The sequence below is a fragment of the Pseudomonas sp. BS3767 genome (assembly GCF_900099665.1).
Lineage (GTDB): Bacteria > Pseudomonadota > Gammaproteobacteria > Pseudomonadales > Pseudomonadaceae > Aquipseudomonas > Aquipseudomonas cerasi.
Window position 1 is genome coordinate 121,499 of record NZ_FNCX01000001.1, and the last position, 14,405, is coordinate 135,903.

The window sequence follows — 14,405 nt, forward strand, 5'->3', positions numbered from 1 at the left end:
AGAAGGTGCCGTTTTACGTTCAGCAAATCTAGAAACCGAGTCGGTCACGCAGGCTGTAATACCATGCGCCCAGCGCGGTCAGCGGGGTGCGCAGCAGCTGTCCGCCGGGGAACGGGTAGTGGGGCAGGTCGGCGAACGCATCGAAGCGCTCTGCCTGACCGCGCAGCGCCTCGGCCAGTACCTTGCCGGCCAGGTGGGTGTAGGTCACGCCGTGTCCGCTGCAGCCCTGCGAGTAATAGATGTTGTCGCCCAGTCGTCCGACCTGGGGCAGACGAGACAGGGTCAGCAGGAAGTTGCCGGTCCACGCGTAGTCGATCTTCACGTTCTTGAGCTGCGGGAACGCCTTGAGCATTTTCGGCCGGATGATGGCTTCGATATTGGCAGGATCTCTGGCACCGTACACCACGCCGCCGCCGAAGATCAGGCGCTTGTCGGCGCTGAGGCGGTAGTAATCCAGCAGGTAATTACAGTCTTCGACGCAGTAATCCTGCGGCAGAAGCGTCTTGGCCAGTTCATCGCTCAACGGCTCGGTGGTGATGACCTGAGTGCCGCACGGCATCGACTTGGCCGCCAGCTCCGGGACCAGATTGCCCAGGTAGGCATTGCCGGCCACGATAATGAACTTGGCCCGGACCCTGCCTTGCGCCGTATGCACCACAGGGTTTGCCCCGCGCTCGATACGAATGGCCGCTGATTGCTCGTAGATCGTGCCACCCAGTGTTTCAACGGCCGCCGCTTCACCCAGCGCCAGGTTGAGGGGATGAATATGTCCACCGGTCATATCCAGCAACCCGCCGATGTACTGATCACAAGCCACGACTTCATTGATCCGGCGCTTGTCCATCAACTCGAGGCCGGTGTGCCCATACCGCTCCCAGAGCCGCTGCTGGGCTTCGAGATGCGCCAGTTGCTTGCTGGTCAGCGCTGCGAATACACCACCATCTTTCAGGTCGCACTGAATGCCGTAACGGGAAACCCTATCGCGAATGATGGATGCGCCTTCGAAGGCCATCTGCCCGAGCAACTGCGCCTGGCGTGGCCCCACGGTTCGCTCGATGACATCGATGTCGCGGCTGTAACTATTGACGATCTGCCCGCCATTACGCCCTGATGCGCCGAAGCCGACCTTGGCCGCTTCCAGCACCGTGACCCGAAATCCGTTTTCCAGCAGGAACAGCGCGCTGGACAAGCCTGTGTAACCCGCTCCGATGACACACACGTCAGTTTCGACTTCGCCCTGCAGCGCGGGACGTTCCGGGGCAGCATTGGCTGAAGCCGCATAGAAGGACTGCGGGTAGGGCGTGTTTGCCATCCTGAGACTCCGTTTAATATTCTTGACGATGGCGGCAATCGTACCCGAGATATAAAAGCTCTGCCAGCAGCAGGCGAAAAGAGTCGTTGCCTGTAGTTTGGCAAAAAACGCTGTATTTCATAGGGTTAGCAAAAAAACAGATTGACAGGTATTCGCATATCCGTAGAATGCCGACCCACAGCAGGCACGTAGCTCAGTTGGTTAGAGCACCACCTTGACATGGTGGGGGTCGTTGGTTCGAGTCCAATCGCGCCTACCAGACAAAATCCGCTCTGCTGGGCGGTATCAAAAGGGTCAGCCGAGAGGCTGGCCCTTTTTTGTTTTGCCAATGATCGAGTAAACGCGAGTGTTGCGCAGTCCTCCCTGAATGCTCATACGATCCTGTCTAAGCGTGCCTTCGTACTCAAATCCGACCCGCTCGGCGAGTCTCTGGCTGGCTTTGTATCTGCCTTGCATAGTTTCCAGTCCGGCGTCGGGGGCGGACCCAGGATGTCTTGAATCATAATGACGATCCCGTCACTTCTCAGCCTTGCATAGCGATTCGTGATAGCGGGCCCGTCTTCGGAGGCAGCGTTGCTTTCATTGTCGCTCTGAACCGGGCCTGACCCGTTATCAACCACCAGTGCGGCCACGTCATCGTCCATGATTTTTTCTCCTGAGTGATGCATAGGTCGACGCCTATGACGCTAGCAAGCGTTATTGGGGCTGGATGATGAGTGATACTGGTAAATGTGCTAGGTAAGGTTTCAAAAGGTGGGTGAACACAAGAAGGCCGCACGATCAGCGTGCCGGTAAGGCGAAAGGAATCCGATGTCGCGTGATCACTGGCAGGAGCCTTAAAAAATTCACGTATTCAGAGGGTTACTGCAAAAAAGCGTTTGACAGGCAATCGAATATCCGTAGAATGCCGACCCACAGCAGGCACGTAGCTCAGTTGGTTAGAGCACCACCTTGACATGGTGGGGGTCGTTGGTTCGAGTCCAATCGCGCCTACCAAACAAAATCCGCTCTGCTGGGCGGTAAAAAAAGGGTCAACCGAAAGGTTGGCCCTTTTTTGTTGTGCTTGCGTTACCCGTAGAAAGTGCCAGCTCTCGTGCCAATGCGAGCATTGGCACGAGAGCGTGAGCAGCTTCAGGGAATCAGGCGGTCACGACGCAGCTTTTCAAACACGTCGAAGAACGCATCGTCACTGGCCTGAAATGCCGTGAAGCCCAGTTTGCGGCTCTTCGACATGTCAGTGACTACTTCAATCGGACGGCCGAGATCGGCATCGCTGTGCCATGGCGAAATCAGGCGGTTGATGTCACTTTCCTTGAGCTGATGCTCGCGAACAATGTCATCCCAGATTGCTTGATCGTTGGCCATCTGCGTTTCCAGCGGGGCTGGCTCGCTCGGGAAATCGGCTGGCTGCAAGCCGAAGTATTCGGCGATCTGTCCCCACATCCAGCTCCAGCGGAACACATCGCCGTTGGTGATGTTGAACGCCTGATTGGCCGCTGCAGGTGTGGTCGCGGCCCACAGTTGCTGGCGGGCCAGCTGCCGCGCATCGGTCATGTCGGTCAGGCTGTCCCACTGCACACGTGAGCCCGGGAACACGAAAGGTCGGCCCGTGGCTTTACAGATCGAGGCGTAAACGGCCAGAGTCGTCGCCATGTTCATCGCGTTGCCGACGGCGACACCGGTCACGGTGTGCGGACGATGGACGCTCCAGGTAAAGCCATCCTTCTCTGCGGCAGCGAAGACTTCGTCTTCCTGAGCGTAGTAAAAGTTCTCGATATCGAGGCGCGCCTGCGATTCCCTGAACGGCGTTTGCGGCAGGGTGCCTTTGCCATACGCTTCAAACGGGCCGAGGTAATGCTTGAGGCCGGTCACCAGCGCGACATGCTTGACACTGCCAGCGGGCCGCACAGCGTCCAGCACGTTACGCACCATCGCGGCATTGACTCGGATGTTTTCTGCTTCAGTGGCCTGACGCGACCATGTCGTGATGAAAACGTGGGTGGGCTTTAAATCAGCCAGAGCCACACGTACGGACTCCGGGTTCTGCAGGTCTGCAGCAACCGGGATCACGCCGGGCCGCGCTGACGGGCTACGGGAGAGGGCGGCAACCTGCCAATCGTTTTCCAGTAACAACTGCGTGATTGCGCTGCCGACAATGCCACTTGCGCCAACAACCAGGGCGGTCTGAGTCATAGGGGTCTCCTGAGACGGGGAAGAAAGTAATGAACCGTCTGCTGTCTCAGAACAGAATCAGGCCATACCGTTCAACCCGATTGTCCCGATTACCCCGTCACGTGGCTCCGTGCACCGGAAACGTCTTCGGACTCGTTGGCATATGACTTGACGATGGTTTTGGTCGCACTGCTGGCTTTCAGGTCGTCAAGTTTCTGCGGCGCAAGCCATTTGCAGGCGGCAATTTCGTTCTGCGGCGATGGCTCGCTGGAGGCTGGAACCTGAGCGGTAAAAACGTAGTGGGCCACTTGATCCTTCTCGTACACATCGAGGTACAGAAGATCAAGGTCGGCAAGCCCGGTTTCCTCGCACAGTTCACGCACTGCGGCCTGGAAGGGCGTTTCACCCGCTTCAATCCTGCCGCCGGGCAATGCCCAGCGGGATTTCGGTTTGCGCACGTAAAGGACCTGGCCGTCACGTTTGCAGATGACTGTCGCGCGTTGTTTCATAATCCGTTCACCTGTTAAACGTCCGTTGACATGAGTATCTGCAAGGACTGCGTGAACTTGAGACTCAAAGACAGTCAGTGGTAGTCACCAAAATGTAATAAATAGTTCATTTTGGCGGGTGCGCCGCTCAGGTCTTAGCGTGAAACAGCCAGAGCGAGACGCACAGCAGGCGGGTTGCCGAGGTCTGCAACCCGTTTGCTGCATTAGAGTATGGACATCAGTGGGCGGTTAGCCGCGTTCGGTTCACCGGGGGCGACGTACGGCATGTCCGTGCGCTCAGCCTTCCCTGGCTGTTGGCTGCACGTCAGGCAGCGTTCGAGTCGGCAGCCGCTTCCTGCTTGAGGCTGTCCATGTCGATGACAAAGCGATACTTGACGTCGCCCTTGAGCATCCGCTCATAAGCCTCGTTGATGTCCTGCATGTTGATCATTTCGATGTCGGAAACGATGCCGTGCTCGGCGCAGAAATCCAGCATTTCCTGGGTTTCCTGAATGCCTCCGATCAACGAGCCAGCCAGGCTGCGACGTTTGAAGATCAGGTTGAACACCGCTGGTGACGGATGCGGTTCTGCCGGCGCGCCGACCAGTGTCATGGTGCCGTCGCGCTTGAGAAGAGACAGAAAGGCGTCCAGATCATGCGGCGCTGCGACCGTGTTGAGGATAAAGTCCAGGCTGTTGGCCTGAGCGGCCATCTGTGCCGCGTCTTTGGATACGACTACTTCGTCGGCGCCCAGGCGCAAGCCATCTTCTCGCTTGTTGGGGGAGGTCGTGAACAGCACAACATGTGCGCCCATGGCGTGGGCAATCTTGACGCCCATGTGGCCGAGACCGCCAAGCCCGACAATGCCGACTTTCTTGCCCGGGCCGACCTTCCAGTGGCGCAAGGGAGAATAGGTGGTGATACCCGCGCACAAAAGCGGCGCTACGGCGGCCAGGTTGGCATCATGAGAGATGCGCAAGACGAACTTTTCCTTGACCACGATCTTGTCGGAGTAGCCGCCGAATGTGTTCTCGCCGCCAAATACCGGGCCATTGTAGGTGCCGGTGAAGCCGCTCTCGCAATATTGCTCGTCACCCTCGGCGCACGATGTACATTGCTGGCAGCTGTCGACCATGCAGCCGACGCCAGCCAGGTCGCCGACCTTGAATTGCTTGACGTCGGAGCCGACCGCCGTGACCCGACCGACGATTTCGTGACCCGGAACAGAAGGATAGAGTGTGTTGTGCCACTCATTGCGCGCAGTGTGCAGGTCCGAGTGGCACACGCCGCAGTAAAGGATGTCGATCTGAACATCGTCAGCGCCGGGCGAGCGACGTTCGAATTGATGGGGTTTGAGTATGTCTTGGGCAGATTGCGCTGCGTAGCTGTACGTCTTGACCATTACTGTCACCTGTTCAATTGAATAAATGTAACGCCGTACGACAGCATAGCCGAGCCTCGCTGCGCGGCAATGCACCTGAATCTGACACATGAGGGAGCCGTGTAGTGCCCTGCGTCACACAAGCGTCATAGGGGAATACAAGGGTCTGCCAAAAAGGTATGAACTTTGCAACAATGCCTGACACGCTTGTAATCTCTGGTCATTATTTTAAGGATGACCGCCGTCGGCTCATGCATCTGGGTGTTTCCATGACAGTCTCACTTCTGGCCACGGGCCTTTGCCCAAGCGTAGCGTGCACCTCACGTACTCCCGGCAGCGCCTCGGCAGCCAACCGCGACCGATTCTCCTGTCACGCGTCCATCGAAGCACTCATCAGCGCCGCACGCGAGCAGACAGCGGATATTGCCTGGGCTGCATACGCCGCTGGCGAACTGAAATGCCTGCTCGGACAGGGCGACAACACCGTTGTCTGGCCAGTACACATCGCGGCTGAAGACTTCGAAGCGTATTGCGCTCAATTGCAGCTGCATTGCCGGGTCGCAGGGCAGGGCGAGGGCGTGCTGGGCTGGGTGTTGGCACCGATGGCCGACAAAGACCACCCCCTGCTGGTGGATCTGGCCGCCAGACTGGGCTCGCTGTTGCAGACCGCCGCGTTGATCCGCGCGCAGAACACTCAGCGGGTTCTGTATGAAATCAGCCTGCTGGCCAGCTCCACGCTGGACCGCGGCGCTTTTCTGCAAGGCATTCATGAGCAATTGGGGGCGCTGATCGATGCCGAGAACTTCTACGTTGCGCTGTATGACCGGCAAAGCGGCAAGATCACGTACCCTTATTACATTGACCGTTTCGATGACGAAGCGATGGCTCACGAGACGTTCGAGTTTATCGACGCTGACCGGATGTCGCTGACCGGGTATGTCTTGAGCAGCGGGCAGCCTTTGTTTCTCGATGCCGCCTGCATCGAACTGGCCAAAGCCGAGAACCGCTTTTACTGCGTCGGACGTCTGCCCGAGTTCTGGATGGGCGCGCCCTTGAAAAATGCATCGGATGAAGTCTTCGGCATGGTCGCGATGCAGGTTTACGATGTGTCTCGTGTCTACAGTGCCCAGGATCGTGCATTGTTCGCCGTCGTGTCGCGCCATGTGGCGATGGCACTGGACCGGCAGTTGCGCCGAACTGACCTGGAACAGGTGGTAGCCCTGCGCACGCAACAACTTTCTGCAGCCAATGACGCGTTGCGTCAGGAAGTCAGGGATCGCGAGCGTGCCGAGCATCTGCAGAGTGCCCTGTTCCAGATTGCCGAGCTTTCCAGTCAGCCCGGCGACATGAACGAGCTTTTCCGCAGCCTGCACATGATCGTCGGCGAGCTGCTGGTGGCGCTCAATTTCTATATCGCGCTTTACGACAGCACGACGGGCGAAGTGACCTTTCCGTATTACATTGACGAGTTCAAGCCCACGCCGCCGCGTTCACGACGCGGGCAGCGAGGGTTTACCGAGTATGTGATAGGCCAGCGGCGACCGTGCCTGATCGATTACGATGAAGCCCGCAGGCTGGAAAGCCTTGGCGAGATCGAGGTCCAGCGACAATCCGGTCGTTGTTCTTCATGGCTGGGCATTCCGCTGTTCGACGGCGGACAGGTTCGCGGCGTGCTGGTGGTGCAGAGTTATTCCAAGGACGTCAGCTATACCTTGCGCGATCAGGAACTGCTCACCTTTGTTTCTCGTCACATCGATACGGCACTGTCCCGGCGCAGCGCGGCAGACGCGATCCATACCGCCAATGTTTTGCTTGAAGCCAGGGTTCGAGACAGGACCCGTGAGCTGGATCGGGCCAACGCCAGACTGCAGCACGAAAACTCCCACGATTCGCTGACCGGGCTGCCCAATCGCAGCCATTTGCAATATCGCCTGAGGCATGCCTGGCAGGACTTCTGCCGCGATGGCCAGCAACTGATCGTCATGTTCATCGATCTGGATCGCTTCAAGATGATCAATGACAGCCTTGGCCATCACTGCGGCGACATCCTTCTGGTGCAGGCCGCCGAGCGTTTGCGCAGTTGCATGCGCGAAAAGGACCTGTTGGCGCGGCTGGGCGGTGACGAGTTCGCCGTGTTGAGCATCGACACGCCGTTGCAGACCGGCACGGAGATTGCCCAGCGAATACTGACGGCGTTCGAGCAGCCGTTCGTGATCGATGATCACACGGTTTTTTCCTCCTGCAGTATCGGTGTGGTGGGCGCCGACAGCCGCTTCCATCAGGAGCCGGCTGACCTGCTGCGCGATGCCGATACCGCCATGTACCGGGTCAAGAATGGTGGCCGGGACAGCTTCGCGGTGTTCAATCAGGCGTTGCGTCGCGAGGTATCGGATCAGGTCGAGCAGGAGGGCGCCTTGCGCACGGCGCTGAAACGTACGGATCAGTTGATTCCCTATTTTCAGCCGGTGATTTGCGTCAATAGCGGAAAGTTGCTGGCGTTCGAGGCGCTGATCCGCTGGTGCATGCCGGATGGGCGAATCGTCGGGCCAGAGAGCTTTCTACCTGCGCTAGAGGGACTGCGTCTGATTGGCCGTCTGGACTTTTACATGCTCAAGCGTGTGGTTGCCATTCTGGCGCAACCCGAAAACGGTCATTGGCCACCCGTGCATGTGAACTGTTCGAGTTACAGCATCACCCGTCCGGCATTCGCGGCGGAAGTGCTGGCGATGCTTGCCGAACACAATGTTGCGCCCGAGCGTCTGTGCCTGGAGCTCACCGAAGGCGCACTGGTGGCCGATCCCGAGCAGGCACGCCTGTCAATGAAGCTTCTGGCCGAGCACGGCATGTCGGTCATGCTCGACGATTTCGGCGCGGGCTTCTCTTCGCTCAGCTACGTGCACCAGTACCATTTCAGCGGATTGAAAATCGACAAGTCGTTTATCTTCGGCCTGGCTTCCAGTGTACGCAGCCGCGCGATTGTGCGTGCCATCGTGCGCATGGCCGAATCCCTTGATCTGACCGTGGTTGCCGAAGGGGTCGAGGACCGTGAAACCCTTGAGCTGCTGCGTGAGATTGGCGCCACACAGGCGCAGGGCTACTACTTTTCCGAGCCGCTGCCGATTGAGCTATTGAATATCAACACCGGCCGTGCGGCAGGCTGAAGCTCGGCCAATGCTTGCCGCAGGCGGCCGGATGCATCCGTTTTTTGACGCGATCTGTATGCCCTGTTTTTATTTAATCTTTAAAATCAACAGGTTAATTATTTGTAGGGCAGTTGGCACTGGACTTGCTGTTGAACCTGCGCAACAGGTTCATCAGGAGGTGAGAGATGATTATTGGCACGAGTGCGCTTGAGCAGCTTGTTTCCCGAGCTGTCGTCGGGCGCAAGACCGTAGACGAGGTGTCCCAGGACGCCTTCAGCTCGGTCGCTGCCGCTGGCCTGACATCAGGTTCGGCACCGGTTACCGCGCAGACCAGCAGTTCGACATCGCAGGACAGCAAGCAGGACAACAGTGGTTACAACGAATCCTTTGCACGGATGATGATCAACCTGAAATCCGCCGGTGATACGTCACTGTCGGAAAAGACGGCTGACCGTGACAACGGTGTCATCGGTTCAGTGGCTGGTACCACCAGCACCACTGACACGGCATCGACGGATTCGGTACAACAGAAATTCATGGACTCTCTGAAGCAGACAGCCGAAGAGAAAGTGCGCGAAAAGCTGACGGGCATCACCCAGAAAGACTACGACGCCATGGCACCTCAGGACCAACTGGCCATTGACCAGAAGGTTCAGGACGCGCTCAAGGACAAGCAAAACGACGTTGCGGATGACATCAACACCCGCATCAGAGGTATCAAGGCCGGTATGGTGGCCTGATGTTTGTTCGGCGACGTTGATGACCTTTTCGTGAACAAGCGAAGACTACCGTCCATACACCGCAGTTGATGCGGGTGTATGGAGGTAGTATTCAAGCCCTCTCACCCCAATTGATGCCTGTACGGCAAATCCGGCCCGACCTTTGTGCAGGTCAGCGCGGCCGCGCCGACGGCAAAGTTCAGCATCTCGTCCAGTGTTTCCCGTGACAGCGTTGACAAGCCTTGCGGCGTATCGAGCTGGCGTTCACTGAGGAAGGTCAGCAGCGCGGCCTGAAAAGTATCCCCGGCCCCGACGGTATCGGCGGTGGCCACGGTTTTTGCCGGCACCGACCAGGTGCCGTGCTGACGGGTGAAGACGCTGGCGCCTTGCGTGCCGCGAGTGACGATGACCAGTTGCGTACGCTTGCCGAGCCAGCCTTCGGCGATTTTTTGTGGGTCGCTGTCCGGGTACAACAGGTGCAGGTCTTCGTCGCTGACCTTGATCAGGTGCGCATGCTCGGCGAATGCTGCGACCTGGCTGCGCCAGCGCTGAATGTCCGGTGCCGGGTTGAGGCGCACATTGGGGTCCAGCGAGATCAGGCGGGTGCTGCTTTCACGGGCTACCAGCGCCAGCAGCGTGTCGGCAATCGGCTGCACCACCAGTGAAAACGAGCCGACGTGAATGCCGCGTACCTGCCCGTCGAGTTGCGGCAGGTGTTCCAGGCGCAACTGGCGGTCCGCGCAGCCATCGCCTCGAAAGCTGTAAGTCGGCGATCCATCGCTGCCCACGGCGACCATGGCCAGTGTAGTGGGTGCGTCGAATTCGATCAGGTGATCGGTATTCACGGTTTCCTTTTCCAGCACGGCACGCAGCCGACGGCCCAGGTAATCGGTGGACAGCCCGGCCAGGAAGCTCGCTTCCACACCCAGGCGGCGCAGGCCGATCGCAACGTTGAACGGAGAGCCACCGGCAATCGCATCAAACCCCAATCTGTTCAGGGAACCGCTGTCATCAGCGCGGGTGAAAATGTCGAACAGTGCTTCGCCACAAACCAGAAACATAAGTGCTCCATGAAAAAACGGTTCAAACCTTGCGCAGCTGCGCCTGATAACGCTGATAGACCTGCTGATAGGCGGCCACATTATGCACCACGGGGTGCGTCTCACTGCTTTGATCGAGACTTACGCAGCGTTCGCACAGTTGCTGCAGGTCCTGAACCTTGCCGTTGGCGTGCGACCAGCACCAGGCCGCCTGAATGGCAGCGCCCAGCGCAGCGGCTTCCGAGTGGTCGGTGCAGATCACCGGGGTGTTCATGATGTCGGCTACGATCTGCCGCCATACCGCACTTTTCGAGCCTCCGCCGATCAGGCGGATCTTCTCGCTTTTGATACCGCTGTCGCGCAGCAGATCGAGACCGTAGCGAAGGCCGAAGGTGGTGCCTTCGACCACCGCGCGGGACAGGTTGGCCTGGTTCAGATTGGTGCTGTCCAGTCCGACGATGCTGCCGGTAGCGTCGGGCAGGGCGGGCACGCGTTCGCCATTCAGAAAGGGCAGCATCAGTACGCCTTCGGCACCGATCGGCGCCTGGGCGACCGCTTGGTTGAAGCCGGCGATGTCGAGGGCGAACAGCTCGCGAATGGCGGTCGTCGCGTTGGTCAGGTTCATCGTGCAGATCAGCGGCAACCAGCCGCCGGAGGATGAGCAGAAGGTCGCGACCGATTCATGCTCGCTGACCCGTGCCTCATCGGCATAGGCATACACCGTACCGGAAGAGCCGAGGCTCATGGTGATCAGCCCCGGCTGGATATTGCCCGTGCCAATCGCGCCCATCATGTTGTCGCCGCCACCACTGGACACCAGAGCGTCAGGGTTCAGGCTCAGCAATCGGGCAACTTCAGGACGCAGCACGCCGACCGGTTCGTGGGCTTGCAACAGCTGCGGAAGTGCCTTGCCCAACCGGCCGCTCGGGTCGATGTGCGCAAGCAATGGCAGGTCCCACTCGCGAGTGCGCACGTTGAAGTAGCCGGTGCCCGACGCGTCGCCAAACTCGGTGCAGCAGCGACCGGTCAGCCAATAGTTGAGGTAGTCGTGGGGCAGCAACACTTTGTCGATCCGCTCGAACAGCTGCGGGAACTGCTCCTTGGTCCACAACAGTTTGGACACGGTATAGCCTGGGGCGATGACCAGGCCAAGGCGTTGCAGCGACCCCTGCGCGCCTCCCAGGTCGTCCAGCAGGCGCTGGTTTTCCGGTGCCGACTCGGTGTCACACCACAGCTTGGCCGGGCGCAGTACCTCGCCGTGGGCATCGAGCAGCACCAGGCCGTGTTGCTGGCCTGACACACCGATGCCCTGGATCTGCTGTCCGGAAACGCCCGACGCTGCCAATGCCTCGCGGGTCGCCTGTTGCAGTGCGTCCAGCCATTGCTGCACGTCCTGTTCACGGCGGCCGTTATGGTCGCTGATCAGGCTGTGCGGCGCCGAGCCTTCACCCAGCACGTTGCCGCTTTCGGTATCGAGCACCAACACCTTGGTGCCCTGGGTCCCACAATCGATTCCAAGAAACATGGGAAGTCCCTCAGGCCCTGGCGGTCAAAAGTTTTTCCAGTGTGCCACTCACACCCAGCGTGCGCAGATCATTGAGGTTCTGCTCGAAAGCCGCCACGAAGGCTGCGGATTTCGGAATGGCCGAGCCAAATATTTCTTCCACCGCCAACAAGCGCTCGGCAATGAGCGCGTCATCAGCCACCAGCGCCTGGCAGAACTCGGCACGCGGGTCAGGAATCCTGTAGGTTGTGCCGTTCTCGTCAACACCCTTCAGGTACAGCGCCCATGCGGCGACTACCAGTGAGGCACGCTCGAGATTGCCCTGATCGACGATCAGACGATTGATCGTCGGAATGGTGAACTTGGGAAATTTCGACGAACCGTCCGAGCAGACCCGTTCCAGCTGGTCGGCAATCGCCTGGTTGGAAAAGCGCTCGATCAGGGTGTCTTTGTAACCTTCCAGGTCGATGCCTGGCACCGACGCCAGTTGCGGGGTGACGTCGAGGTCCATGTAGGCGCGGATATAGCTCACGAACAGCGGGTCATTCATGGTTTCGTGTACAAAACGATAACCTTTGAGGAAGCCCAGGTAGGTCAGTGCCAGATGACTGCCGTTGAGCAGTTTGATTTTCATCTCTTCATAGGGCGTCACGTCATCGGTGAATTGCACGCCGACTTTCTCCCATGCCGGGCGACCATTGACGAACTTGTCTTCCAGCACCCACTGCACGAACGGTTCGCAGACCACCGGCCAGGCGTCGTCGATGTGTTTATCGTCTGCCAGTTGCAGACGGTGGGCTGCGCTGGTCATCGGTGTGATACGGTCGACCATCGCGTTGGGAAAGCTGACGTTTGCCTTGATCCAGTCATGCAGCTCGGCATCGCGCAACGTGGCAAATGCCAGCAATGCCTTGCGTGTCACTGCGCCGTTGTGTGGCAGGTTATCGCAGGACATCAGGGTAAAGGCCGGCGTGCCTTGCGCCCGGCGCCGCGCCAGCGCGGCGCAGAGGAAGCCGAATACCGTCTTTGGCTGATCCGGATTTGCCAGGTCGTGCTGGATCTGCGGTAGATGGGCCATGAACTGACCGTTGCTGTCGTCGATGCAGTAACCGCCTTCGGTGATGGTCAGCGAGACGATGCGGATGTCCGGACTGGCAAGCTTGTCGATCAGCGCCTGCGGACTGTCATCGGCCAGCAGCATGCCGCTGATCGAGGCAATGATGCGGGTTTGGGTATCGGGTGTGTCACCCAGTTCATAGAGCGTGTACAGGTAGTCCTGTTGTGCCAGAGCGTCGCGCACGGCCTTGTCTTCAGGACGCAGGCCCACGCCGCAGATGCTCCACTCGAAGCCTTCGCCGCTGTTCATCAGCGCATCGGTGTAAAACGCCTGATGCGCACGATGGAAGCCGCCGACGCCGATATGGGCAATGCCCTGGCGAGTGCTGTCGACGGTGTAGGCGGGCAGGGCAATGTCGGCGTCCAGTCGGGACAGATTGTTTTTGTTCAGTTTCATGAAGGGCTCTCCGGAACTCAGGCGGCGGCAGTCTGCAAGGCTTTGGCAATCACCAGACCTTGAGCGTCGAACAGGTGGCAGTGGGCACTGTCGAGATGCAGGTTCAGCGTTTCGCCGTACTGGCTGGCCAGATCACCACGAATACGCATGGTCAGCGCCTCGCCCGAACGGGTGCGCACGTGACAGTACGTGTCGCTGCCAAGACGTTCGCTGACATCGGCAATCACCTGCAATTGGCAATCATCACCCTGGGCAAGGTTCAGGTGTTCCGGGCGGATGCCCAGCGTCACAGCGGCGCCAACGCTTTGTCCTGCGCCATTGACCGGCAGGCTGATACGCGTTCCGGCATCCAGCTCGACTTCGCAACTGCTGCTGTCCGCCCGGCTGATCCTGCCCTTGAGGAAGCCCATTTTCGGCGTGCCGAGGAAGCCGGCAACGAACAGGTTGGCCGGGTGGTGATACAACTCGAGCGGCGAGCCGACCTGCTCGACCTTGCCGCCATTGAGGACGACAACCTTGTCGGCCAGGGTCATGGCTTCCACCTGATCATGCGTCACGTAGATCATGGTGGCCTGCAACTCTTTATGCAGGCGCGACAACTCCAGGCGGGTCTGCACGCGCAGCGCGGCGTCGAGGTTGGACAGCGGCTCGTCGAACAGGAAAATCTTCGGGTTGCGCACAATGGCCCGGCCAATCGCGACACGCTGACGTTGTCCGCCGGACAACTGCTTGGGCTTGCGCTCCAGCAGTGGTCCGAGCTCCAGAATACGTGCGGCTTCATCGACCTTCTTCTTGATCTCGGCCTTGTCACCGCCCGCCAGGTCCAGCGCAAACGACAGGTTCTTGCCGACGGTCATGTGCGGATACAGCGCATAGGTCTGGAACACCATGGCCAGGTCACGCTTGGCCGGGGTCACCTGAGTGATGTCCCTGCCATCGAGCTCGATGGTTCCCGATGTCACTTCCTCAAGCCCGGCGATCAGCCGCAGCAGGGTGGATTTGCCGCAGCCCGAAGGCCCGACGAAGACCACGAACTCGCGGTCTTTCACGTCCAGGTCGATGCCCTTGATGATCTGGTGACCGTCAAAGCCTTTTTGCAGATTGCGGATGCTCAGATTAGCCATGTTGGACTC

General features: G+C 59.1%; 10 protein-coding genes and 2 tRNA genes. 4 read left to right on the forward strand and 8 right to left on the reverse strand.

Features of this window, described 5'->3' with window-relative positions:
- Positions 1–28: 28 nt before the first annotated feature.
- Positions 29–1,312 (reverse strand): NAD(P)/FAD-dependent oxidoreductase, encoded by a 1,284-nt coding sequence (locus BLR16_RS00565; protein ID WP_003369311.1) that lies wholly within the window; start codon positions 1,310–1,312, stop codon positions 29–31.
- A 182-nt stretch (positions 1,313–1,494) separates the two neighbouring features.
- Here BLR16_RS00565 and BLR16_RS00570 point away from each other — a divergent pair.
- Positions 1,495–1,571, forward strand: a tRNA-Val gene (locus BLR16_RS00570).
- Positions 1,572–2,231: 660 nt separating this feature from the next.
- Positions 2,232–2,308: transfer RNA gene (locus BLR16_RS00580), tRNA-Val, on the forward strand.
- Positions 2,309–2,443: 135 nt separating this feature from the next.
- On the opposite strand, the gene BLR16_RS00585 is transcribed toward BLR16_RS00580, so the two are convergent.
- The 3 genes from BLR16_RS00585 to BLR16_RS00595 all read right to left on the reverse strand — a co-directional run bounded on the left by BLR16_RS00585 (position 2,444) and on the right by BLR16_RS00595 (position 5,374).
- Positions 2,444–3,505: an SDR family oxidoreductase gene (locus BLR16_RS00585; RefSeq protein ID WP_003434169.1), complete on the reverse strand. Its 1,062-nt coding sequence runs from the start codon at positions 3,503–3,505 to the stop codon at positions 2,444–2,446.
- Positions 3,506–3,594: 89 nt separating this feature from the next.
- Positions 3,595–3,993 carry an NUDIX hydrolase gene (locus BLR16_RS00590; RefSeq protein WP_003369317.1) on the reverse strand — a complete coding sequence of 133 codons (399 nt, stop codon included), beginning with the start codon at positions 3,991–3,993 and terminating at the stop codon, positions 3,595–3,597.
- A 304-nt stretch (positions 3,994–4,297) separates the two neighbouring features.
- Positions 4,298–5,374 (reverse strand): NAD(P)-dependent alcohol dehydrogenase, encoded by a 1,077-nt coding sequence (locus tag BLR16_RS00595; RefSeq protein ID WP_003434168.1) that lies wholly within the window; start codon positions 5,372–5,374, stop codon positions 4,298–4,300.
- Positions 5,375–5,604: 230 nt separating this feature from the next.
- On the opposite strand from BLR16_RS00595, the gene BLR16_RS00600 reads away from it, so the two are divergent.
- A complete protein-coding gene (locus BLR16_RS00600; RefSeq protein WP_074807542.1) occupies positions 5,605–8,514 on the forward strand; it encodes a bifunctional diguanylate cyclase/phosphodiesterase in 2,910 nt (969 codons plus the stop codon).
- Between the two features lie 167 nt (positions 8,515–8,681).
- Positions 8,682–9,236, forward strand: a complete 555-nt coding sequence (locus BLR16_RS00605; RefSeq protein ID WP_003369324.1) for a hypothetical protein — start codon at positions 8,682–8,684, stop codon at positions 9,234–9,236.
- 101 nt (positions 9,237–9,337) lie between these two features.
- Here BLR16_RS00605 and BLR16_RS00610 read toward each other — a convergent pair whose 3' ends face one another.
- Genes BLR16_RS00610 through BLR16_RS00625 form a run of 4 tightly spaced genes read right to left on the reverse strand, consistent with a single transcriptional unit; the run spans position 9,338 to position 14,396 of the window.
- Positions 9,338–10,276, reverse strand: a complete 939-nt coding sequence (locus tag BLR16_RS00610; RefSeq protein ID WP_003369326.1) for a carbohydrate kinase family protein — start codon at positions 10,274–10,276, stop codon at positions 9,338–9,340.
- 22 nt (positions 10,277–10,298) lie between these two features.
- A complete protein-coding gene (gene xylB / locus BLR16_RS00615; protein WP_046719457.1) occupies positions 10,299–11,780 on the reverse strand; it encodes a xylulokinase in 1,482 nt (493 codons plus the stop codon).
- A 10-nt stretch (positions 11,781–11,790) separates the two neighbouring features.
- Positions 11,791–13,272, reverse strand: a complete 1,482-nt coding sequence (locus BLR16_RS00620) for a mannitol dehydrogenase family protein (protein WP_044308216.1) — start codon at positions 13,270–13,272, stop codon at positions 11,791–11,793.
- A 17-nt stretch (positions 13,273–13,289) separates the two neighbouring features.
- Complete coding sequence (locus tag BLR16_RS00625) at positions 13,290–14,396, reverse strand: ABC transporter ATP-binding protein (protein WP_060707703.1); 1,107 nt, start codon at positions 14,394–14,396, stop codon at positions 13,290–13,292.
- Positions 14,397–14,405: the final 9 nt, after the last annotated feature.

Bases quoted from the DNA above. Each gene is read 5' to 3' on its own strand.
- BLR16_RS00565 (WP_003369311.1), bottom strand. From the start codon at position 1,312: ATGGCAAACACGCCCTACCCGCAGTCCTTCTATGCGGCTTCAGCCAAT.
- BLR16_RS00585 (WP_003434169.1), bottom strand. From the start codon at position 3,505: ATGACTCAGACCGCCCTGGTTGTTGGCGCAAGTGGCATTGTCGGCAGC.
- BLR16_RS00590 (WP_003369317.1), bottom strand. From the start codon at position 3,993: ATGAAACAACGCGCGACAGTCATCTGCAAACGTGACGGCCAGGTCCTT.
- BLR16_RS00595 (WP_003434168.1), bottom strand. From the start codon at position 5,374: ATGGTCAAGACGTACAGCTACGCAGCGCAATCTGCCCAAGACATACTC.
- BLR16_RS00600 (WP_074807542.1), top strand. From the start codon at position 5,605: ATGCATCTGGGTGTTTCCATGACAGTCTCACTTCTGGCCACGGGCCTT.
- BLR16_RS00605 (WP_003369324.1), top strand. From the start codon at position 8,682: ATGATTATTGGCACGAGTGCGCTTGAGCAGCTTGTTTCCCGAGCTGTC.
- BLR16_RS00610 (WP_003369326.1), bottom strand. From the start codon at position 10,276: ATGTTTCTGGTTTGTGGCGAAGCACTGTTCGACATTTTCACCCGCGCT.
- xylB (WP_046719457.1), bottom strand. From the start codon at position 11,780: ATGTTTCTTGGAATCGATTGTGGGACCCAGGGCACCAAGGTGTTGGTG.
- BLR16_RS00620 (WP_044308216.1), bottom strand. From the start codon at position 13,272: ATGAAACTGAACAAAAACAATCTGTCCCGACTGGACGCCGACATTGCC.
- BLR16_RS00625 (WP_060707703.1), bottom strand. From the start codon at position 14,396: ATGGCTAATCTGAGCATCCGCAATCTGCAAAAAGGCTTTGACGGTCAC.